The following is a 21,034-nucleotide window of genomic DNA, read 5'->3' as shown; positions in this document are numbered from 1 at the left end:
CTATATTAAAAGGCTCTTATTTTTTTTTGTTGATATAAAAGAATTTACGGCGCTTTTATTAAAAATGTTTTGACAATGGGAATTTGAAAGTTTAATATTAATACATTCATTGTGTAATGTGAGGAGAATTTTAATGGACGAAAAGAAAGATCGAGGTTTCTTCGGACAACCGACAGGCTTGCGTACATTATTCCTAACTGAATTTTGGGAAAGATTCAGTTACTATGGTATGCGTGCCATTTTGCTGTTCTACATGTATTATGCGGTAACTAAGGGCGGTCTAGGTATGGACCGTACTACTGCTGCATCAATTATGTCTATCTATGGTTCACTTGTTTACATGTCAAGTGTGCTTGGTGGTTTTATCAGTGATAGACTTTTGGGAGCCAGAAGAACAGTCTTCTGGGGTGGTGTTTTGATCATGCTTGGTCACATCGTCTTGTCGCTTCCAATTGGTGAAGTTGGACTATTTGCATCTATCGCACTTATTGTTATTGGTACCGGACTATTGAAGCCAAACGTATCCGAAATGGTTGGTGGATTGTACTCAGAAGGAGATCCAAGACGTGACTCCGGATTCAGTATTTATGTCATGGGTATCAACTTAGGTTCACTATTTGCTCCACCAGCTGTAAATGCTATGAGTAGTCAATTTAACTTCCATGCTGGTTTCTCATTAGCCGCTATTGGTATGTTTATTGGTTTGATCGTTTACTGGTGGGATGGAAAGAAGTATCTTCCAGAAGAAAGTTTACATGCACCAGATCCAATTACTGACAAAGAACGTAGTAAGTTCTACAAACGTTTAACAATTTCAATCATCGCAATCGTAGTTATCGTGATCGTTATGATCGTGGCACATGCCTTTACAATTACTAACGTAATTACAATCATTTCTATCTTAGGTATTGCCTTGCCAATTGGTTACTTCATTATGATGATCACAAGTAAAAAGGTTACAAAGATTGAACGCTCACGTGTTCTAGCTTATATTCCATTGTTCTTGGCCGCTGTTGTTTTCTGGGCTATTGAAGAACAAGGTTCAGTTGTTTTGGCACTTTTCGCTGCTGAACAAACAAACCTACACTTTATGGGATGGAACCTTTCAGCTCCATTGTTCCAAATGCTTAACCCATTCTTCATCATCATCTATACACCATTCTTTGCCATTCTTTGGACAAAGCTTGGCAAGCGTCAACCATCATCACCATCTAAGTTCTGGATGGGATTGGTTGCCACAGCTATTTCTTACTTTGTATTGATTATTCCTTTGATGGGTCTAAGTGCTAGCGGTAAAGTTAGTCCACTATGGCTCGTTCTAAGTTGGGGTATCATTGAAATTGGTGAAATGTTGATTTCTCCAGTTGGTTTGTCAGCCACAACTAAACTTGCTCCTAAGGCTTTCAGAGGTCAAATGATGAGTATGTGGTTCCTAGCTGATTCAGCTGGACAAGCTGCCAATGCTCAAATCGTTAAGTTGTTCCAACCAGGCAACCCTCAAAACGAAATGATGTTCTTTGGTGTTACTGGTATCGTTACATTAGTCGTAGCGGTTATCTTGATTATGTTCGTACCAAAGATCAAGAAGCTTATGGCTGGTGTTAATTAACATATAAATATAACTAATTGAAGTCATGACTGTTGTCGTGGCTTTTTTGTTTGTCTTTGTTTTATCTTGTTTTGTTGAGGGTTCACTGCCATCTTCCATGAAATTCTGGTGGATTGCTGGAACGCTGTGAGAGCAACTTCGAACCAATCTTACGATTGTTTTGAAGCTTGTCTGTCTCTAACTTGGCAAGGTACGCCAACTAAGAGACTACCACGGCTGAGCATCCACCAGAATTTCATTCCAGACTAGGGAGTTTAAGTATTGTTTGGTAATGGTTATATAAATTGTTTATTTACTATTATCAAAAGATGCGGATATAAAGAATTAAAAAGGCAGACTATTTAGTTTATTTGGATAATCTGCTTTTTTAATACAATCATATTTAAGAAAGAGTTATATGTGTTAAATCTTAATAAATCAGATATTAAATTCATCTAGTCGGGAGTGAGAGCAATTCGGGGCTCAGCCGTGCTAGATATTCTTGGTCGACGTATTTTGCCAACTTAGAATATAACTCGATTTGGAAACAACTTCGATCTTGAGTTGGTTTCAAACGAGATTCACAGCGTTCCAGCCCCGATATTGCCGAACGGACGACGGCAGTGAACAACCAAAATAAAAAAAGTTTTAAAATTTACTTGAAATGGAATCATATTTTCGGTAATATTATTAAGTCGAATGAAAGACAACGTATCTCATGGAGGGGTAGCGAAGTCTGGCTAAACGCGGCGGACTGTAAATCCGCTCCTTCGGGTTCGGTGGTTCGAATCCACTCCCCTCCATTCATTGGGTTATAGCCAAGCGGTAAGGCAACGGGTTTTGATCCCGTCATGCGATGGTTCGAATCCATCTAACCCAATAATGTAAAAGGCAAAATTCAGAATATGGATTTTGCCTTTTTATTTTGTAAGTTTTTAGACCAATTACTAAATTCCATTAACGAAATACTGTATAATTAGTAAAGTAATGCTCGTAAGGGAGTGGCCAAAAATGAAGGTACCAGTATACATACAAATTCATAATGAAATAAGAAAAGAAATCGAATCAGGCAAGTGGGCCGTAGGGGAACGAATCCCTTCTGAAAGACAGCTTTCACAAGTTTTTGATGTCAGCCGAATGACATTGCGTCAGGCGATTCAAACACTCGTTGATGAAGGGATTTTGCAAAGACAGGTTGGTTCCGGTACTTACGTTGCCAGCAGCAAGGTTCAAGAAAAGATGTCAGGAACGACTAGTTTTACCGAAATTACTGAAAGTCAGGGCAAAAAGCCATCTAGTAAGACAGTTTCTTATCACGTTGCCGATCCTTCAATTAGTGAAATTGAAAAATTAAAACTAAAAGAAGGCGACCAAGTGCTTCGAATGGAACGGATCCGTTATGCGGATAAACAGCCAATTTGTTTTGAAGTTGCGACCATTCCGGTTGATATTGTTAAGAGCTTGAACAAAAAAGACATAACGTCTTCACTATATAAAGCTTTGGAAGACAAAGCTGGGTTAAAATTAGGTGACGCCACTCAGACCGTTTCAGCTATTTTAGCATCAGAAAAAATTGCTAACTTTTTGAACGTCAAACGTGGTTCAGCAGTATTGTGTGTAAGACAGATTACGACATTAGACGATAACCGTCCGTTTGAGTATGTTCGCTCACAATATGCCGGTGACCGTTTCGAATTTTATTTAGAAAGATAATCAATTTATTTAAAAGCAATTTTAGGGTTAGATATAGTCTAACATTACTTTTTAAATTTTTAACTGGGAGTCACTTATGCAGAGTTTTTTAAAAAAGTATAGTATCTTCTTGATGCTATACATCGTTTTTCAACCGGTATTAGATTCTATTACTGGATTAATGACTCAAGCCCATATCGATGTTACCTTCGGGGTACTTATCCGAATGGCCGTTATGGCAGTCACTGTGTTTTACATTCTGATCTTTATTATATTGAATCGGGATAATAAGCATGGTTTTCGAATTATTGGGTATTTCGTATTGCTGGGGATCGTTTCAGCAATCAGTATGTTCGTCAATTACAAAACCAAAAGATTATTTATACCATCACTAGAAATAACTACTTTAGCAAAGAGTTTGTACTATCCAGTAATGTTACTAGGCTACTTTTATGCCTTTGAAGAATTGGCTGAGGATCGGATTATCAATCGATTCTTCCCCAAAGTGATTTTTATTGCGATAAATATCGTCAGTGCAATCATGATCGTAGCGCACTTTACTAACACCAGCTTCAGTTCTTACTCATACTACAAGTTAGGTGAGAGTGGTTGGTTCTATGCCGCTAATGAGTTGAGTGCCATCGTTTCGATAGCTTTTCCAATTATGATTTGGTACGCACTTAAAAAGATCAATAGTTGGTCAAAGATCTACTATTGGTTAACGATTATCATTGCTATCTATTCAGCTTTATTGATCGGTACGAAGGGATCATTGCTCGCTATTCTGTTCGGTTTGTGCATGGGTATCTTAGCGGCGATTATTCACTTTATCCAAAACAAGGGCGACCGCAAATTTGCTGCGGGTATCGTCGCTTTGTTGGTCGTTACGTTGGGTGGAGTTTTCGCCGCATATCCAGCAATGGCCGTTTCTAGAACCGCTGAATTGCATAACGATATGATCAAGTACAAGAAGAAGCAAGCTAAGAGTAAAAAGGGTATTACTAAAGATCAAAAGAAGTATGTTGAAACTAACAAGACAGTTTCATACTTGCTCAGTGGTCGAACAGTTTACTTTGAAAATGCGGCGCACAATTTTGCCAAAGCAACACCTGCACAAAAGGTCTTTGGTATGGGTTATGCAACGAGTTTCAAGAGTGAAAAGAAAGCTAAATTGGTCGAGATGGATTATATTGATATCTTCTTCCAATTCGGTTTCTTGGGTACGATCGTTTACTTAGCGCCATTAGTTTATTGCTTGATTTACCTCATTGGAATGTTCTTAATGAAGTTCAAGTATATGTGGTCGTTTAAGTGGGCTATGTTAGTTGCTAGTGTGGCTTTAGGATTTGGAATGGCTCTGATGACGGGACACGTTATCGAAGCACCTTCGGTAAGTATTTACTTCGTTTCGATCTTAGGCTATGCGATGTTGAACGCACGTATCTTTGTTAGAACCAAAGAAGATCCTTATACAATTGATGTTGAAGATTAAAAATAAAAGCTAAGAAATTAGGCGATTTGCTTTTGCCTGATTGTTCTTAGCTTTTTTGTTTTGCTTTGTTTTATTTTGGTTTGGTGTGGGGGTGGTTCACTGCCGTCTTCCATGAAATTCTGGTGGATTGCTGGAACGCTGTGAGAGCAACTTCGAACCAATCTTACGATTGTTTTGAAGCTTGTCTGTCTCTAAGCTGGCAAGGTACGCCAGCTAAGAGACTTCCACGGCTGAGCATCCACCAGAATTTCATTCCAGACTAGAGGGTTTAAGGATTGGTTTGGTAATAGTCATATACTTGTTTAAATTGCTTATTTACCATTATCAAAATATATGAATAATTATTTTAGATACACAAAAAGCAGACTATCTAGTTTATTGGGATAGTCTGCTTTTGTTAATACAACCATATTTATTTGAAGTATATTGATTAAATCGTAAAAATCAGTCGGACAGTATAAATATGGATTTTAAATTTTAAACCAGATATGAAATTTATCTAGTCGGGAGTGAGAGCAATTCGGGGCTCAGCCGTGCTAGATATTCTTGGTCGGCGTATTTTGCCGACTTAGAATATAACTCGATTTGGAAACAACTCCGATCTTGAGTTGGTTTCAAACGAGATTCACAGCGTTCCAGCCCCGATATTGCCGAACGGACGACGGCAGTGAACCATCAACCGTCTAAACTATTTATGTTTCTTTTCTTTGTTGATTAAATTCATATACTTAGGAATTGCCATCATCCGGCCAATTCTTGTTGGTTCTTTAGCCAAACGGTAAAGCCATTCTAAATTCAAAGTTTGGAAAACTTTTGGGGCTCGTTTTTTGGTACCAGAGAAGACGTCAAAACTGCCGCCGACGCCGATCCAAATGGCATTTGTTCGTTCGTGATATTTGTCGATGAAGAATTCCTGTTTAGGTGATCCCAAAGCCACAAAAACGATGTTAGGTTTCGTTTCGGCAATTTCTTCGGCAATTATACCCGCATCCTTGAAATAGCCGTCATGGAAGCCAACAAGGTCGATTTGAGGGTAGTCCTTTTTGATTTTATCGGCACTGGCTTGAATTACTTCAGGCTTAGCTCCTAGTAAATAAACTTTTAATAGTTTGCGATTTGCTGCTGACATTAAATATTTCAGTGTATCGAAGCCGGTGATCCGTTCGTGGATGGGAGTACCAAGACTCTTGGCTCCTTTGATGATTCCGATTCCGTCGGGAATAACGTAATCAGCGTTGTTGATAATTTTTGAAAATCTGGTATCTTTTCTAGCAGAAAGAACAATTTCGGGATTGGGTGTTACGATGAACTTGTTAGCCTTATTATCCAGATCCATATCTAGATAATGGTGAAATTGTTTTTCAGTAAAATTATCAAACTCTGTACCTAAAATATTTACTCTATTTTTGTGCATGGCGTTCTCCTTTAATGTATTATTATACACGAGAAAGATTAATTTGAGAGGTGTCTTAATGAGGGTTTTACATATCAATGCCGGCAATGAAGACGGTGGAGCTCGTACATATATTGTTAACCTGATGAAGGGTCAAAAGTTGATTGGAGAAGAAAGTACTCTGTTGACTTTTCAGGAAGGTCCTGTGTCCAAAATGGCTCGAGAAAATGGCTTGAGCGTGGCTGTGATGGAACAAAAACAACGTTTTGATCTGTCAATTCTGAAACCATTGACGAAATACATCAACAACAATAACTTCGATATCGTTCATACGCACGGTCCACGTGCCAACTATATCGTATCTTTGATCAGAAAAAAAATTAATGCTAAATGGGTGATCACAGTCCATTCTGACCCTCGTATTGACTTTTCTGGTCTCAAAGGTAAAGTTATGCTCAAATTAAACTTACATGCCTTAAAACAGGCTAATTCGCTCTTCTACATGAATCCTGACTTAGCGGAGTACTTTGAAGCTCTCAAGATCGATTCCAAAAAGACTTTTGAAGTTTTCAATGCCATTGATTTTTCCGGTATCAATCCGCGCTTCAATCGTCAACCAACGTTTAGTTTGCTAGAAGTGGCGCGTTTGGTTGAAGTAAAGAACCATCGTTTGCTATTGGAAGCTTTGAGTAAAGTCAAGTTCAACTATCGTTTGACGCTTTTGGGCGATGGCCCATTGATGGATGAATTGCGAGACTTATCCAAAGAACTTGGCATCAAAGATAAGGTTGATTTTGTGGGCTTTCGTGAAAATACTGGCGACTTCTATCAAGAGTGCGATGTATCAGTTTTGACATCCAAATCCGAAAGTTTGCCAACAGTTTATTTGGAATCAGCCGCTTATGGCAAACCAGTTATCGCTACTAATGTCGGTGCTACCGATAAAGTTATCAACGATGATACTGGCTGGCTAGTTGAATCGAACAACGAGCAAGAATTGATTGCAGCGCTAAATGATGCCCACGATTTGTGGAAAGATGACAACTTGGGCCAAAAGGGCTTTGCTTTATACCAAGAGGTTCGCGACAACTATTCGATCGAACAGTTAGCACACAAGGTAAATGACGGTTACGAAGCGACTTTAAATGGCAATTAAGGTAAAATAGACCTTGTTACTATCAAATTATTAAGGGAGATATGATGACTCAATTTGACGAAGATTTAACTTTGCATACAGATTATTATGAATTGAATATGATGTATACATACTGGAAGAAAGGTTTGCACAATCGTCGTGCAGTTTTTGAAGTTTACTTCAGAAGTTTACCATTTGATAATGGTTTTGCCGTTTTTGCAGGATTGGAACATGTAGTCGACTATTTGAAGAATCTCAGCTTTTCAGATTCCGATATTGACTATTTACGTGAATATGGGGAGTTTGACGAGGAGTTCTTACGTTGGCTCAAAGATATGCAATTCAGTTGTACAGTACGTTCAGCACTAGAAGGGGATTTGGTTTTCAATGAGGAACCAATTCTACAAGTTGAAGGACCACTGGCACAATGTCAACTGATCGAAACAGCTATTCTTAATATGGTCAATTTCCAAACACTTATCGCTACTAAGGCAGCTCGTATCAAGACTGTCTGTGGCGATGATCCGGTCATGGAATTCGGTTCACGTAGAGCCCAAGAAGTTGACGCTGCTATTTGGGGTACTCGGGCTGCTTACATTGCTGGTTTTGACGCTACAAGTAACGTTTTAGCTGGTAAATTGTTCGGTATTCCCATCTCAGGTACACATGCGCACGCTTTGGTGCAAACATATCGTAACGAATACGATGCTTTCAAAGCTTATGCCACAACGCACAAGAACTGCGTCTTCTTAGTCGACACTTATGACACTTTGAAGAGTGGTGTTCCTAGTGCTATCAAAGTTGCTCGTGAAATGGGCGACAAGATCAACTTCCAAGGTGTCAGAATTGATTCCGGTGATATGGCTTATATTTCTAAGCGGGTCAGAAAGCAACTTGATGAAGCTGGTTTCCCTAACGCTAAAATTTATGCTTCTAACGACCTTGATGAAAAAACCGTTCTTAACTTGAAGATGCAAGATGCTAAAATCGACGTCTGGGGTATCGGTACTAAAGTTATTACCGCTTTTGACCAACCTGCACTTGGCGCCGTATACAAGTTAGTAAGTATCGAAGATGCCAAAGGCAATATGATGGACACTTTGAAACTTTCTAGTAACGCTGCTAAGATTTCTACTCCAGGTAAGAAACAAGTTTGGCGCATCACTAACAACGAAAAGAATGATAAATCAGAGGGCGACTATGAAACTTTCTGGAATGAAGATCCAAGAGAACACAGTTCGCTTTATATGTTCCATCCACAATATACTTATATCAATAAGACTGTGGAGGATTTCCAAGCTAAGCCACTATTGCACGATATCTTCACCAACGGTAAATTAGTTTATGATCTACCAAATGTAAAAGATATCAGACAATATTGTGCTGACAATCTCGATTCTCTTTGGGACGAATACAAACGTATCTTGAACCCACAAGTCTATCCTGTAGATCTATCTTCAAAACTATACAGTCACAAGATGAAGTATATTGAGAAGATTAGAAATGATGTAAACAACATTAGATTAGGTGACTAAAAATGAGACCATTGCAAAAAGAAATTATTGAATTTGAAAAAACTAAACCAACGATTGATCCAGAAGCAGAAATAAGACGTTCAGTTGATTTTCTAAAAACTTATCTTAAACAACACAGTTTTTTGAAGACATTGGTCTTAGGCATTTCTGGTGGTCAAGATTCAACTTTGGCTGGTAAATTATCCGAGATGACAATGACTGAATTGCGTCAAGAAACTGGCGACAAAGATTATCAATTTATCGCAGTACGTTTGCCTTACGGTGAACAAGCCGATGAATCAGACTGTATGCAAGCTATCGAGTGGATGCAAGCTGACAAAATCGTGCGCGTAAATATCAAAGAGAGCGTCGATGCAATGGTAAAGGCCGTTGAAAACAATGGCTTAACTATTTCTGACTTCAATAAAGGCAATATCAAGGCACGGACACGAATGATCGCTCAATATGCGATTGCTGGTGACAACAAGGGCGTTGTGGTCGGAACTGATCACGCGGCTGAAAATATCACCGGATTCTATACCAAATTCGGTGATGGTGCGGCTGATGTAACGCCGTTATTCCGTTTGGATAAACGTCAAGGCAAGGCTATGTTAGCTAAGCTCGATGCACCTAAGAACCTTTACGAAAAAGTACCAACTGCTGACTTGGAGGAAGATCGTCCAAGTCTTCCTGATGAAAAGGCTTTGGGAGTTTCGTATACTGATATTGACGATTACCTCGAAGGTAAAGATATCAAGCCTGAAAATGCCGAGATCATTGAGAACTGGTACAAGAAGACGGCCCACAAACGTCGCTCTCCTTATACGGTATTTGATGTTTAGTCAAATTTAAAGTTTCAAAATTAATTTCATATTTGGACATTCAAATTTTTTGAATGTCTTTTTTTTTACAAAATGTCATATGGTAGAATTGAAGTGTAATCTTAATAAAAGAGGTGTTTAACAGTGAAAAGTGATTTAATCTCTCTTATGAAACCGTCTGTAGTTGCTATCAAACAGCAAGAGATCTTTAAATTCAATGCACGGGCCAAGAGTATTCCGGGTGCAATCAATATGACTGTGGGGGAACCAAACTTCCACACTCCCGAACACATCAAACAGGCCGCTATCAAGGCAATTAAAAACGATCAGACGCACTACACTGTGCCAGAAGGCGATCATAAACTTTTGGGTGCTGTTGCTAATTATCTTCACGATAAATACAACTTGAATTATGATCCAGAAACCCAAATTATCGCTACGACTGGTGTAACGGAGGGTGTTTTCTCAGTTTTCAATGCAATTTTGCGAGACGGTGATGAAGTCTTGATCCCTTCACCATCATTTACAATCTACGGACCAGATGCTGATTTCAATGGGGCATCGCCAGTATACTTGGATACATCCAAGACTAATTTTAAGGTTACACCTTCGATGCTGGAAGAAGTCATTAAGACTAATCCTCGCATCAAGATATTCTTACTGAATTATCCAAGTAATCCAACCGGGGTAAGTTATACAGAGGATGAATTACAAGCTTTAGCTAATATTTTAAAAAAATATGATATTTTTGTAATTAGTGACGAAATTTACAGCGAATTGACATATAATTTTAAGCATATTTCGTTTGGTAATATTTTGCCAGATCAAACAATTCTCTTGAATGGATTATCCAAATCTCATGCGATGACGGGTTGGCGTTTCGGAGTAGTCTGTGGACCGGCTGAAGTGATTGCTCAAGTAAACAAGATCCATGAATTGGCAACGACTTCGATCACGTCGATCACTCAATATGCGGCATTAGAAGCATATACGAACGGCTATGATGATCCGTTGGCAATGAAAGAACAATATCAATCACGTCGCGACGCTTTGTTTGAAGGTCTAAAGGAACTGAATATGGAATGTCCGACACCAGATGGTGCGTTCTATTTATTCGCTAAAATTCCGGCAGGCTTTGAACAAGACGATGTTAAATTCGCTAATGAATTGTTGGAAGAAGAACACTTGGCAATTTTACCGGGAAGTTTCTTTGGTATCGGTGGCGAAGGACATTTGAGAATTAGCTATGCGGCTAGCATGGAAAATATCGCCAAATGTCTCTCCAAACTCGGTCAATTTTTAAAGAGTCATAAAAATTAGCAAGTAGAGGGGTAACATGCTAAGTAAATTTCAAAGCGTCATTAGCAAGTTAGTTGTTGTGTGTCTAGTGATTTTTACATCAGTTGTCTTAGTGCAGATGGGGCACTTTTATACGACTAACTATCTAAAAGTTGAGCCAGTACTAGCCATACTGGCTTTTCTTTGTGCAATTATTTTTGTTTTGGGAATTGGCTATTTCCTATATCATCTTCGAGATGATGATAAGAATTTCAATCGACTGATTTTGATCAGTTTGTTGCTGGTCTTTGCAATCGTAGCTTTAATTTGGATCAAGCTAGTTCCAGCAACTCAGGTGAGTGACTTTGGAGCCTTTTGGCGAATGGCGCCGAAAGCACTTGAAGGTAAGCCGATTTTTAATTATGACAATGATTATTTCGCCAAATGGGCTTATCAAACCGGCTTTTTAGTCTACGTTATGACGGTGGTAAAAATATTTGGCCATCATGTGATCGCCATTCAGTTGTTGAATGTAGTCTATCAAGTGTTGATTTTATATATGGCCTATTTATTGTCATTGCAACTGTTCAAGCAAGTTAAATTAGCACGTTTGACGGTTTTTGTTTTGATGATCGATTTGGATTGGTTTGCCTTGAATAGTCAAGCTGATAACCAATATTTAGGGATGCTGCTATTTTTAGTTACGTTCTATCTGATTATGAAAGATAAGTATTGGGCTTATATTTTAGCCGGTGTTACTTTAGCGTTTGGTAGTATTATTCGGCCGATTGGACCAGTGATCATTGCCGGGATCGTCGTTTATGCGCTGTTGTACATGATGATATCTGCCAAACAATTTAATTTTAAGAGTTTGCTCAAAGTTTTAGTTACTTTAGTTATTTATCAAGTTCTGTTTTCTGCCGCCGGTTTAGCAATTAAGAGTTCAGGTTTGAACGCTTATGGATTGACTAACCGTGATTCGGAGTGGAAATTCGTTATTGGTTTGGATGCCAATTCTAATGGTGCCTACGATCAACAGATGGTCGACCGTTTCGATTTGAAGGAAAGCCGCTCCAAAATGAGTGTTAAAGAACATCAAGTGATCCGCAAGAATATTCAAAATCTCAACAATACTCACGGTTGGCTGAAACTCTTCTTAGGCAAAAATGAAGTTCTGTGGGCTAGTCGTTCCAATGCCGTGTACTTCTCCGGTTTTGAAAAGCAACATTCACAAAAATTCAGTAATTATGCTAATTTATTAGGTTATTTAGGAACTGCCATGTTGATCATCTTCTCATGGGTCGGTTCACTAAAATTATTAAAAACTACACCAAACAAGCAAGTATTTCTCTTGATTCTGCCATTGATGGCGTATGCCGTTGTACAATTATTAATTGAAGTACAAGGACGTTATCGTCTGGAATTTCTACCGGTGATCGCCATTTTAGGTGGTCTGGGATTATACAGTATTTTTGAATGGACTAGATTAAAGTGGGGGAAGTTTGATGTCTGATTTATTTAAATTAAGTATCGTAGTTCCTTGTTATAACGAAGAAGAAGTTTTGCACGAAACTACTAAGGAATTGACGAAGATCGTCGACGATTTGGTCAAAGCGGGCAAAGTAACCGAGACTAGTAAAATCGTTTTTGTCGACGACGGCAGCAAGGATAAAACTTGGCAGTTGATTGATGAATTTTCACAGAAGTATCAAACTGTTTCAGGTGTTAAACTCAGTCGTAACTTTGGTCACCAAGGTGCTTTACTGGCTGGGGTAACGTCAGTCTCGAAAGATTCCGACGCCGTTATAACGATTGATGCTGATCTGCAAGATGATGTCAATGCGATCCCTAAGATGGTCGATGAATATCTCAATGGTGCGGAAGTAGTTTATGGCGTCAGAAATAATCGGGATACTGATACAGCCTTCAAACGTGGCACGGCCGAAATGTTCTATAAATTCATGGGATTTTTGGGCGTCAAATTGGTACCCGATTCAGCTGATTATCGTTTGATGAGCAAACGAGCTTGTGAGGTGTTGTTAAGTTATCGGGAAAGAAACCTGTTCTTGCGTGGCATCGTGCCATTAGTTGGTTTTAAGTCAGCTAAGGTTTATTATGCCAGAAAAGAACGTTTTGCCGGTGAATCAAAGTATCCTTTACGCAAGATGATCAAGTTTGCGATGGATGGAATCACATCATTTTCGATCGTACCGATCAAGTTGATCATGGGTTTGGGATTCTTTATCGTTTTGATCAGTATTCTATTATTGATCTATAGTTTCGTACAAAAGATCAACGGCAACGTAGTCAGTGGCTGGTCGTCACTAATGATATCTATTTGGGCCCTTGGTGGTGTACAATTAATTAGTATCAGTGTGATCGGTGAATACGTTGGCAAGATCTTCAGTGAAGTTAAACAACGCCCAAGATTTACCATCGAAAGAGATATTTATACTGAAAAAACACAAGAAGAAAATAAGAGGTAATTATTATGAATGCCGCACAAAAGAAAGCTATGCAATATGGTCAATTGATCAACAATACAGTTCAAATAGTTCAAGAAGAACAAGATAAGTTGAACCCTGAATACGAAAAGATCCGTGATGCACTTGACCGCAGTAAGGTCGACAAGTTGGATGACGTTGAATATACAAAGGTTCAAAAAGACTTCGCTTCTGGAACAAAGAATTATCAAGATGCTTTGGCTAAACTTGAAAAAGGTAAAGCTCCAGCTAGATTGATGGGTACTCACATTTCACTTGTCTCAGCCTTCAAGAAATATGTTGAGGGTTGTGCCGAAATGACTGCAAGTATCGGCGACAACAAGCAAGTTGATCGTAAGGCTTTTGATGAATCTGAAAAGAAGCAGGACGAATACATGGATAAGTTTTCAAAATACATCCAAAGATTGACTGATCTAGCTTAATGACAGATCAAGAATTAACCGAACTAATCAAAAAGGTTTCCCAAGAATATTTTGGGAAGCCTTTTGTTCATCAAGCATATTTCAATTCACGTCTAAAAACGACTGGCGGTAGATTTCATTTAAAGGATCGTAATATCGATATCAATCCCAAGATCTATCAAGAATTCGGAATTGAAACCTTAGTCGGGGTTATCAAGCATGAATTGTGTCATTATCATTTGTACAATGATGGCTTGCCGGCACAGCATCGAGACCGCACTTTTAGAATTCTCTTGCAACAAGTCGGGGGACTGAGATATTCACCAATCAAGAGTACGGTTAAGAAAAAAACTTATCATGTTTATGAATGTACTAATTGTCAAACTATCTATCAACGTGTTAAAAAAATAAACACTAGCCGGTTCGTTTGTGGAAAATGTCGGGGTAAATTAAAATACCTCAAAGATATTGTTATTTCAGCTTGATAATAAATTTATGGTTGTGGTATAGTAGAACTTGCATGCGGGTATGGCGGAATTGGCAGACGCGCAAGACTAAGGATCTTGTGGAGAATTATCTCCGTGGAAGTTCGAATCTTCTTACCCGCATAACTAAAGTAGTTGGACGATTGTCTGGCTGCTTTTTTTGTGCCTATAAATAAAATTAATTGAGAATGTCCTTAATATATACGCAAATAATATCAAAATATATTTCAATATTGGATTAATTTTTTATGATAAATGTATATAAATATTAATGTGGTGGTATAGTATTATTGATAAATGTCATAACGATATAGATGGGAGCGTGTTGCCATTGTTTCTTGGATCGATTATTTATAATAAAAGACGAGAAATGAATTTGACTCAAATTGAGTTGGCTAATGATATTTGTACGCAAAATACGATTAGTAAAATTGAAAAACATAATACGGCGCCGACCGTAAACATTCTGATTAAGATTTGTACGAGATTGGATTTGACATTGAATGATGTCTTCAGCGATTTCTCAGGCAAATCTTCTGCCAACGAGGAAAGTTTACTGGATGTGATCGAACGCGATGTTTTACTAAAAAATATTGAGGGTATTGATACAAAATTATCAGAGTTAGAAGGAAAGCTGACTAACAATGATAAGAAACAGTACGAACTAATTACCGGTGTGATGGATTATTGGAATAATAATTATGATGCCTCTTTGTTTACAATGGACAAGGTTTTGCAACTTACGAAATCAAATAAGTCTGATATTTATACTTTTTTGTCGGATCTATTCAAGGGACTTAATTATTTGGGCCAAGGTCATACCGACCGTGCTCAGTATTATTTCCAAATGATCGTCGACTCAGTTGATTCAGATTCAAAAGTCACAAATGCCAATGACTTAGAGATTCTCTTTATTTGTAAGACACTCGCCAACTCTTTCAATGAAATGAGATTACATGATCAATCATATAGGATCAGCCGTTGGGGCTTGAATTATGCGTGCGAAAAACATGTTTCTTATTTCTTAGATGAATTGAATTACGCAGCTGCCATTGCCGTTGAGAATAATGCCGATAAAGAACAAGAATATCAAGGTTATTCCAATTTAGCATATTATTTAGCCAAAGCGGGTAATAATCAGGCATTGTTGAATGTGATTGGTACAAAGTAATAAAAAAATATCCTTGATTCTAGTTGAATCAAGGATATTTTTTTACAATTTTTTAGTGAGCTGGCACGTAAGTTCTGAGTCTAGATAAATACTCGAAAGCTGGTCGAGTTTGTTTTACTCTCTATCGAAACGAGTTGCACAAACTAGCTTTTTCCGTTTTGCTACATCTACCAAATCACTCGTAAGACCGTCGAGCAATTCGGCAGATTAGGCAAATACTCGAAAGCTGGTCGAGTTTGTTTCACTCTCTAGAAGATATGTATATCTATAAAAATTGTTATACATGTTTAAACATATTATTATGCAATTAGTCTAAAAGACTAAGGAAGTATATAAAATGAAGAGAAAATATGTAGTAGCATTTTTGATGATTCTACTCGGTTTTGGACTTTCATTTTTGCCCATCCAAAGTGTTAAGGCTGAATCCGTGACTAGCGGATATTATGTAGATGTAAGTGCCCGCAATGCTGAGGTATATAATTCTTCAGCACAAGCTTTAGGAAAAACTGAACCTAAGAATAGTGATTGGTATCTTGGAAGAACTATTGATGTCAATGGAACCGACTATTATCATATCGGTACCAATGAATATTTGAGTTCGAAAGATAGTTACGTCTATCGTAATAGACCGGAAGTTATCAGAGTGACAACTGGTGAAGATGTGCCGGTCTATAATCACAATTTTGTTGAAAGTTCGGAAGTAGCTTTAGCACCCGGTACTTATTGGTATTCAGATCGTGTGATCACTACCTCAGATGGAATGCCATTTGTACGTGTCGCCACTGACGAGTACGTGGGAATGTGGGACGTGATTCAACAATCATTTACAGCAAAATATTAATTTCAATGGAAATCGTCAAAAAAAAATAATTTTTTTGACGATTTTTTTATAGTCATGAGTATAGGTCTACAAAAGTAGATACAATCAGGAGTTATAACGCTTTCTCTGATTTTGGTATAACCAATATATGAATATTTTAATAAAAAAATATCCTATTTTTGACAATTATTAGTTGGATTCGGAGCCAATACCTTGTACTATGAAGTTGCTTATAAGTTATGCCAAAATTATATAAGCAACTGTGTGAATTATTAATATTTTTGTTTTACATATTCGAAAAATCAACTTTTGTGTGCACTATTTTTCTGCCAAAAAATAGAGTACAGGGGTTTGAAATCGAAATATTATAGTGGGGTCAATCAAAATGAAAAAATCTATATTGTTCTTAGTCTGTGCTCTATTAGGAACCGGCAGTGCCTTAACTACTGCTGCTACAACATCCGTTACTAACGTAAGTGCTCAGTCAGTTACACAAAAGGGCAATTATGCCTTAGTTACTGCCGATCAAGCTCAAATTTATGATCAAAATGGTAGTAAAACTGATATTGCACTTCAAGGAAATAGTGCCTGGAAAGTTGCTAAAACACAAAACATCAATGGAACTGACTATTATCAAGTAGCTCCTAATGAATTTTTAAGCTCAAAAGATAGCGTTGCATACAAAAACCGCCACATGACTATTAAAGTTCAGTCAGTTGACGGTCCTGATAAATCTGTTAATGTATATGATCATAATTTGGTACAAAAAAATGACGTATCACTTCAACCTAATAGCCAATGGGCTACAGATATTGTAATAAATACGTCTAACGGAATGCCATTTCTTCGTATTGCTCCTGATGAGTACGTTGCCATGTACGATGTAGTGGAACAATCATTTACTGCTAATATTTAATTTAAATTTTAATACTGTGTGTGAATTATTAATTGATTAAAGATATTTATGGTATGCCGACCATGGATATCTTTTTTATTTTACATATATATCAATTTTTATGTACACTGCCAAATGCACTTAAATTTTTATTCGATATATTTGTGGTCAATCCTTAATACAATTCGTAGTTTACTATCAATTCGTTTAAGTTTTGTCTCAGGTTTTGTAAAAACCTTTTACAAAAAATGGAATAAATTGATTTTAAGGTATTTCAGTTATTGGTTCAGACGTAAAGATAGTATGAAAAGCATTGATATATCAACGTTTTAGTGGGGTGCGGAGAAGATGCTAATAACTGGTCTACTTGTCGATAATGATCGCTAAAAGTCTTAAAATTTTGTATTTTACGGCTATTTTTGTTAAAAAATGGTGAATTTTGAACTAAATTTGGAGCGTTTATTTATAGGATGAAATAATCATTGCTCATTATTTCCTATAAAAATAACAGTAAAGAATATATATTATTTCAAAATAGACATCAGATGGGACATTTAAAAACCGCTTTCTACTATATAATAGTGAAAAATATGTCGATGATATCGTGAAATATATGCTTGCTACTAATGACATGATATTGATAAAATATTTACAAGATATGTTAATATTGATTTTGCTTAACGATACGAAAAAAAGGTGAAGGTTTTAATGAAGAAAACTAGAGTTATAAATTCAGATATATCACGTGTTATCGCCCAAATGGGTCACTTCGACACAATCGGTATTGGCGATGCTGGGATGCCAGTTCCTGCTGATACAGAAAAAATCGATTTGGCTGTTGAAGCTGGTTTACCAAGTTTCATGCAAGTTTTGGAAAATGTTTTGAGTGAACTAGAAGTTCAAAAGGTTTATTTAGCCGAAGAGATCAAAACCCAAAACCCTGCCCAACTCGCTGCAGTTAAAAAGGCTGTTGGCGATACTCCAATCGAATTCATTCCTCACGAAGAAATGAAGAAGGATTTGAGCGATACTAAGGCATTTATTCGGACTGGTGAAGAAACACCATATTCAAATATCTTACTTGAAAGTGGAGTTGTCTTTTAAAGAGGAATTTAAATATGAAAAAAATTGTCGTACTAGGTTCAATTAACGTTGATATTATTCTAAATATTGCCCGTTTGCCTTTACCAGGTGAAACAATGGCTATGAGCGATCGTTCTACTGCTGGCGGCGGCAAGGGTGCTAATCAAGCAATCGCTGCAGTCCGTGCTGGAGCAGATACTTCCTTCATCGCTAAGATTGGGCAAGATCGTTCAGCTGACTTCATGTTAGATACGTTCAAATATGATGGTTTAAATATTGATCACGTTACTAAAGACGATAAAGCTGGTACTGGCCAAGCTTATATTCTTTTGGATGAAAAGGGTCAAAACAGTATTTTGATCTACGGTGGTGCCAATCAAACGATTACTACTAAAAATATTCAAAATGCGTCAGAAACGATTGCCGAAGCTGATTGCCTGATCACTGAATTTGAGACACCTTTGGAAGCCACAATTGAAGCGTTTAAGATTGCTAAAGAAAATAATGTTTTAACAATTTTGAACCCCGCACCAGCTAAGACTAATATTCCCGAGGAATTGCTACAACTCAGTGATATCATCGTTCCTAACGAAACTGAAGCCGAAGCAATTACCGGAATTAAGGTCACTGATGAAGCCTCAATGGTTGCCGCTGCAAATAAATTGCATACAATGGGTGTAAAGAATGTTATAATAACCGTCGGCGCTAATGGATCGTTCTACTCACTAGGTGAGAAGAGTGGTTTCGTTAATGCTTTCAAAGTTAACACAGTTGATACAACTGCTGCTGGCGATACGTTTATCGGGTACTTAGCTTCAGCGCTGGATGCCGATTTAAGCAATATCGAAGAAGCAATGAAATTTGCTAGCAAAGCATCATCTATTACGGTTCAAACTCAAGGGGCTCAAAATTCGATTCCTTATGTTAAAAATGTAAACATTTAGATAATTGTAAAAGAAACTTTACGCAATAGTAGATTGAAATATGTACTCAGTCATGTTAATATAATAGTTGTATTTTTGAATGGTGAATGGTTCGAATGGTTTGAATGTTTCGTACTTTAGACTTTCTTCCATGATGTACCACGATATAATGCACAAAAAAATTTTTTCTTATCAGGAGGATTTCTCTAATGGAACACGGAACAGTTAAATGGTTTAACGCAGAAAAAGGTTATGGTTTTATCACTCGCGAAGATGGTAGTGACGTATTCGTTCACTTCTCAGCTATCCAAGGTGACGGTTACAAGACTCTTGAAGAAGGTCAAGCAGTTACTTTCGATATCGAAGATAGTGATCGTGGACCACAAGCTTCAAACGTTGTTAAAGACTAATTAAATAGACTTTAAAAATAAAAGCTAACTCATACGAGTTAGCTTTTTTATTTTGCCTAAAAATTGAAGCCCAAAATTTTACATTAAATTTACAGTAACTTTATATTGCTAGTTTATGATTAATAATTGGAAATTAATTTTAAGGATGGATCATGCAGACTAACAATAATAATTGGAAAAATAACTTTAGAGTCCTGTGGTTCGGTAGCTTGATAACCGACATGGGAAATTCGATGACACTGCCTTTTATCGTATTATTCATAGATACTTTAGGGAATTTCAATAAGACAGAGTTGAACCTTTTAGGTGCAGCAGCGTTTTCTTTGACGTACTTGAGTAAGGCTATTGTGTCTCCTTTGTGGGGGCGTTTGACTGATCTCAAGGGACGAAAATTGATGTGTCTAAGAGCATCGGGCGTGATGACTTTGACGATTTTGATGATCGGCTTTTCGCCAAATGTTTGGTTTCTATTAGTGTTTCGTTGTCTGCAAGGAGCATTTTCTGGCTATATCAACAATGCCAACGCCTTAATGTCAGTTTCTGCACCACCAAAGATCCAAGGCCGCGTCATGAGTAAATTAGTGACCGGCAGCATCACAGGAACCTTGATAGGACCGTTGATTGGTGGAGTATTGGCTAGTACTGTCGGTTATCGGGGAGCTTTCTTTGTGACCAGTTTCTTGATGCTATTAGTTTTCATGTCAACTTTGTTGGGCGTTAAAGAAGACTTTCAACCGATCTCTAAAAAAGAATTGCAGCCAGCGTTACCTTTAATGAAGAAAATCGGTTGGCCATTCTTTTTGGCCTTGTTTGGGTCGCTCTTAGCCGTTCAAGCAACGACCAATGCAATTACACCTCTATTGAGTTTGTTAGTTCGAGAGCTCAACTCAGGGGGCAAAGAACTGACGATTTTAACTGGGATAGTCTCAGCTGCTCCAGGTTTTGCGACTATTCTCATGGCTGGTGTCGTAGGACGTTTGATCGACCGGTTAGGTGCTTTGAAAAGTATGCTGATTTTTTTGATTTTAGCGATTGCTTGTCTGAGTCTAACGAGTCTAGTGCAAAACGTCTGGCAATTAATAATCTTGCGATTCATTTTGGGCATTTCCGATGCGGCTTTGATTCCTTCGATTCAAGTTTTGACTGTACAAAACGTACCGAAGGCCATTTTTGGTCGAGTTTTCAGTTATAATCAATCAGCACAGTCGTTTGGCAACGTCTTAGGACCAATGATTGCTGCTTGGATCGCTAGTTTTTCCGGTTACAAGAGCATCTTTTTATTCTCTGCCTGTTTAGAAGCTTTAGCTTTGATAGCTTGGATCTATTATGCAAAATATCGTCAAAAAAATTGGAAAAATGATAATCTAAGCAATTCTTAAAATTATTTTTCAAATCATAAAAAGTTCAAAGTTATCGGCTATAATTAGAG

At 37.6% G+C, this 21,034-nt stretch carries 19 protein-coding genes and 3 tRNA genes; 21 read left to right on the top strand and 1 reads right to left on the bottom strand.

Translation table 11 applies throughout. From position 1 onward, the window contains the following. Positions 1 to 133: 133 nt before the first annotated feature. The 5 genes from FD29_RS09560 to FD29_RS09540 all read left to right on the top strand — a co-directional run bounded on the left by FD29_RS09560 (position 134) and on the right by FD29_RS09540 (position 4,772). Complete coding sequence (locus tag FD29_RS09560; protein ID WP_057888710.1) at positions 134 to 1,609, top strand: peptide MFS transporter; 1,476 nt, start codon at positions 134 to 136, stop codon at positions 1,607 to 1,609. A 699-nt stretch (positions 1,610 to 2,308) separates the two neighbouring features. Then, positions 2,309 to 2,391: transfer RNA gene (locus FD29_RS09555), tRNA-Tyr, on the top strand. A 5-nt stretch (positions 2,392 to 2,396) separates the two neighbouring features. After that, positions 2,397 to 2,468, top strand: a tRNA-Gln gene (locus FD29_RS09550). Positions 2,469 to 2,599: 131 nt separating this feature from the next. Continuing rightward, positions 2,600 to 3,301, top strand: a complete 702-nt coding sequence (locus FD29_RS09545) for a GntR family transcriptional regulator (protein WP_057888709.1) — start codon at positions 2,600 to 2,602, stop codon at positions 3,299 to 3,301. 76 nt (positions 3,302 to 3,377) lie between these two features. Continuing rightward, the gene (locus FD29_RS09540; RefSeq protein WP_057888708.1) at positions 3,378 to 4,772 is read left to right on the top strand and encodes an O-antigen ligase family protein; all 1,395 of its coding nucleotides are present in this window, start codon (positions 3,378 to 3,380) and stop codon (positions 4,770 to 4,772) included. Positions 4,773 to 5,460: 688 nt separating this feature from the next. Here the strand turns inward: FD29_RS09540 and FD29_RS09535 are convergent. Beyond that, entirely contained in the window at positions 5,461 to 6,186 is a 726-nt protein-coding gene (locus FD29_RS09535) for a WecB/TagA/CpsF family glycosyltransferase (RefSeq protein ID WP_057888707.1), read from the bottom strand. 58 nt (positions 6,187 to 6,244) lie between these two features. Here FD29_RS09535 and FD29_RS09530 point away from each other — a divergent pair, with 58 nt between their 5' ends. The 16 genes from FD29_RS09530 to FD29_RS09455 all read left to right on the top strand — a co-directional run bounded on the left by FD29_RS09530 (position 6,245) and on the right by FD29_RS09455 (position 20,984). Then, positions 6,245 to 7,321: a glycosyltransferase gene (locus tag FD29_RS09530; RefSeq protein ID WP_057888706.1), complete on the top strand. Its 1,077-nt coding sequence runs from the start codon at positions 6,245 to 6,247 to the stop codon at positions 7,319 to 7,321. Between the two features lie 44 nt (positions 7,322 to 7,365). Then, complete coding sequence (locus FD29_RS09525) at positions 7,366 to 8,835, top strand: nicotinate phosphoribosyltransferase (RefSeq protein ID WP_057888705.1); 1,470 nt, start codon at positions 7,366 to 7,368, stop codon at positions 8,833 to 8,835. Between the two features lie 2 nt (positions 8,836 to 8,837). Then, positions 8,838 to 9,656, top strand: coding sequence for an ammonia-dependent NAD(+) synthetase (gene nadE, locus FD29_RS09520; protein ID WP_057888704.1), 819 nt, complete (start codon positions 8,838 to 8,840; stop codon positions 9,654 to 9,656). A gap of 147 nt (positions 9,657 to 9,803) precedes the next feature. Beyond that, a complete protein-coding gene (locus tag FD29_RS09515) occupies positions 9,804 to 10,955 on the top strand; it encodes an aminotransferase class I/II-fold pyridoxal phosphate-dependent enzyme (protein ID WP_057888703.1) in 1,152 nt (383 codons plus the stop codon). Positions 10,956 to 10,971: 16 nt separating this feature from the next. Beyond that, positions 10,972 to 12,426 carry a hypothetical protein gene (locus FD29_RS09510; RefSeq protein ID WP_057888702.1) on the top strand — a complete coding sequence of 485 codons (1,455 nt, stop codon included), beginning with the start codon at positions 10,972 to 10,974 and terminating at the stop codon, positions 12,424 to 12,426. Next, positions 12,419 to 13,399, top strand: a complete 981-nt coding sequence (locus FD29_RS09505) for a glycosyltransferase family 2 protein (RefSeq protein ID WP_057888701.1) — start codon at positions 12,419 to 12,421, stop codon at positions 13,397 to 13,399. The genes FD29_RS09510 and FD29_RS09505 overlap by 8 nt, the downstream gene beginning before the upstream one ends. 5 nt (positions 13,400 to 13,404) lie before the next feature. Beyond that, positions 13,405 to 13,839, top strand: a complete 435-nt coding sequence (locus FD29_RS09500; RefSeq protein WP_057888700.1) for a hypothetical protein — start codon at positions 13,405 to 13,407, stop codon at positions 13,837 to 13,839. Beyond that, positions 13,839 to 14,303, top strand: a complete 465-nt coding sequence (locus FD29_RS09495) for a SprT family protein (protein ID WP_057888699.1) — start codon at positions 13,839 to 13,841, stop codon at positions 14,301 to 14,303. The genes FD29_RS09500 and FD29_RS09495 overlap by 1 nt, the downstream gene beginning before the upstream one ends. A gap of 37 nt (positions 14,304 to 14,340) precedes the next feature. Further along, positions 14,341 to 14,426, top strand: a tRNA-Leu gene (locus FD29_RS09490). A gap of 148 nt (positions 14,427 to 14,574) precedes the next feature. Beyond that, a complete protein-coding gene (locus FD29_RS09485) occupies positions 14,575 to 15,474 on the top strand; it encodes a helix-turn-helix domain-containing protein (protein ID WP_083477836.1) in 900 nt (299 codons plus the stop codon). 337 nt (positions 15,475 to 15,811) lie between these two features. After that, positions 15,812 to 16,315 carry an SLAP domain-containing protein gene (locus FD29_RS09480; RefSeq protein WP_057888697.1) on the top strand — a complete coding sequence of 168 codons (504 nt, stop codon included), beginning with the start codon at positions 15,812 to 15,814 and terminating at the stop codon, positions 16,313 to 16,315. Positions 16,316 to 16,679: 364 nt separating this feature from the next. Next, positions 16,680 to 17,210 (top strand): SLAP domain-containing protein, encoded by a 531-nt coding sequence (locus FD29_RS09475; RefSeq protein ID WP_057888696.1) that lies wholly within the window; start codon positions 16,680 to 16,682, stop codon positions 17,208 to 17,210. A gap of 687 nt (positions 17,211 to 17,897) precedes the next feature. Next, positions 17,898 to 18,293 carry a D-ribose pyranase gene (gene rbsD / locus FD29_RS09470; RefSeq protein ID WP_057888695.1) on the top strand — a complete coding sequence of 132 codons (396 nt, stop codon included), beginning with the start codon at positions 17,898 to 17,900 and terminating at the stop codon, positions 18,291 to 18,293. 14 nt (positions 18,294 to 18,307) lie between these two features. Continuing rightward, complete coding sequence (gene rbsK, locus FD29_RS09465; protein ID WP_057888694.1) at positions 18,308 to 19,216, top strand: ribokinase; 909 nt, start codon at positions 18,308 to 18,310, stop codon at positions 19,214 to 19,216. 188 nt (positions 19,217 to 19,404) lie between these two features. After that, entirely contained in the window at positions 19,405 to 19,605 is a 201-nt protein-coding gene (locus tag FD29_RS09460; protein ID WP_010020786.1) for a cold-shock protein, read from the top strand. A 152-nt stretch (positions 19,606 to 19,757) separates the two neighbouring features. Beyond that, positions 19,758 to 20,984 (top strand): MFS transporter, encoded by a 1,227-nt coding sequence (locus tag FD29_RS09455; protein WP_057888693.1) that lies wholly within the window; start codon positions 19,758 to 19,760, stop codon positions 20,982 to 20,984. Positions 20,985 to 21,034 lie beyond the last annotated feature (50 nt).

This window comes from Companilactobacillus mindensis DSM 14500 (genome assembly GCF_001434275.1).
GTDB classification, from domain to species: domain Bacteria; phylum Bacillota; class Bacilli; order Lactobacillales; family Lactobacillaceae; genus Companilactobacillus; species Companilactobacillus mindensis.
This window is presented reverse-complemented; position numbering and strand designations above follow the sequence as displayed.

Coding starts and splice junctions, on each gene's coding strand:
- FD29_RS09560 (WP_057888710.1), top strand. CDS start 134: ATGGACGAAAAGAAAGATCGAGGTTTCTTCGGACAACCGACAGGCTTG.
- FD29_RS09545 (WP_057888709.1), top strand. CDS start 2,600: ATGAAGGTACCAGTATACATACAAATTCATAATGAAATAAGAAAAGAA.
- FD29_RS09540 (WP_057888708.1), top strand. CDS start 3,378: ATGCAGAGTTTTTTAAAAAAGTATAGTATCTTCTTGATGCTATACATC.
- FD29_RS09535 (WP_057888707.1), bottom strand. CDS start 6,186: ATGCACAAAAATAGAGTAAATATTTTAGGTACAGAGTTTGATAATTTT.
- FD29_RS09530 (WP_057888706.1), top strand. CDS start 6,245: ATGAGGGTTTTACATATCAATGCCGGCAATGAAGACGGTGGAGCTCGT.
- FD29_RS09525 (WP_057888705.1), top strand. CDS start 7,366: ATGACTCAATTTGACGAAGATTTAACTTTGCATACAGATTATTATGAA.
- nadE (WP_057888704.1), top strand. CDS start 8,838: ATGAGACCATTGCAAAAAGAAATTATTGAATTTGAAAAAACTAAACCA.
- FD29_RS09515 (WP_057888703.1), top strand. CDS start 9,804: ATGAAACCGTCTGTAGTTGCTATCAAACAGCAAGAGATCTTTAAATTC.
- FD29_RS09510 (WP_057888702.1), top strand. CDS start 10,972: ATGCTAAGTAAATTTCAAAGCGTCATTAGCAAGTTAGTTGTTGTGTGT.
- FD29_RS09505 (WP_057888701.1), top strand. CDS start 12,419: ATGTCTGATTTATTTAAATTAAGTATCGTAGTTCCTTGTTATAACGAA.
- FD29_RS09500 (WP_057888700.1), top strand. CDS start 13,405: ATGAATGCCGCACAAAAGAAAGCTATGCAATATGGTCAATTGATCAAC.
- FD29_RS09495 (WP_057888699.1), top strand. CDS start 13,839: ATGACAGATCAAGAATTAACCGAACTAATCAAAAAGGTTTCCCAAGAA.
- FD29_RS09485 (WP_083477836.1), top strand. CDS start 14,575: ATGTGGTGGTATAGTATTATTGATAAATGTCATAACGATATAGATGGG.
- FD29_RS09480 (WP_057888697.1), top strand. CDS start 15,812: ATGAAGAGAAAATATGTAGTAGCATTTTTGATGATTCTACTCGGTTTT.
- FD29_RS09475 (WP_057888696.1), top strand. CDS start 16,680: ATGAAAAAATCTATATTGTTCTTAGTCTGTGCTCTATTAGGAACCGGC.
- rbsD (WP_057888695.1), top strand. CDS start 17,898: ATGAAGAAAACTAGAGTTATAAATTCAGATATATCACGTGTTATCGCC.
- rbsK (WP_057888694.1), top strand. CDS start 18,308: ATGAAAAAAATTGTCGTACTAGGTTCAATTAACGTTGATATTATTCTA.
- FD29_RS09460 (WP_010020786.1), top strand. CDS start 19,405: ATGGAACACGGAACAGTTAAATGGTTTAACGCAGAAAAAGGTTATGGT.
- FD29_RS09455 (WP_057888693.1), top strand. CDS start 19,758: ATGCAGACTAACAATAATAATTGGAAAAATAACTTTAGAGTCCTGTGG.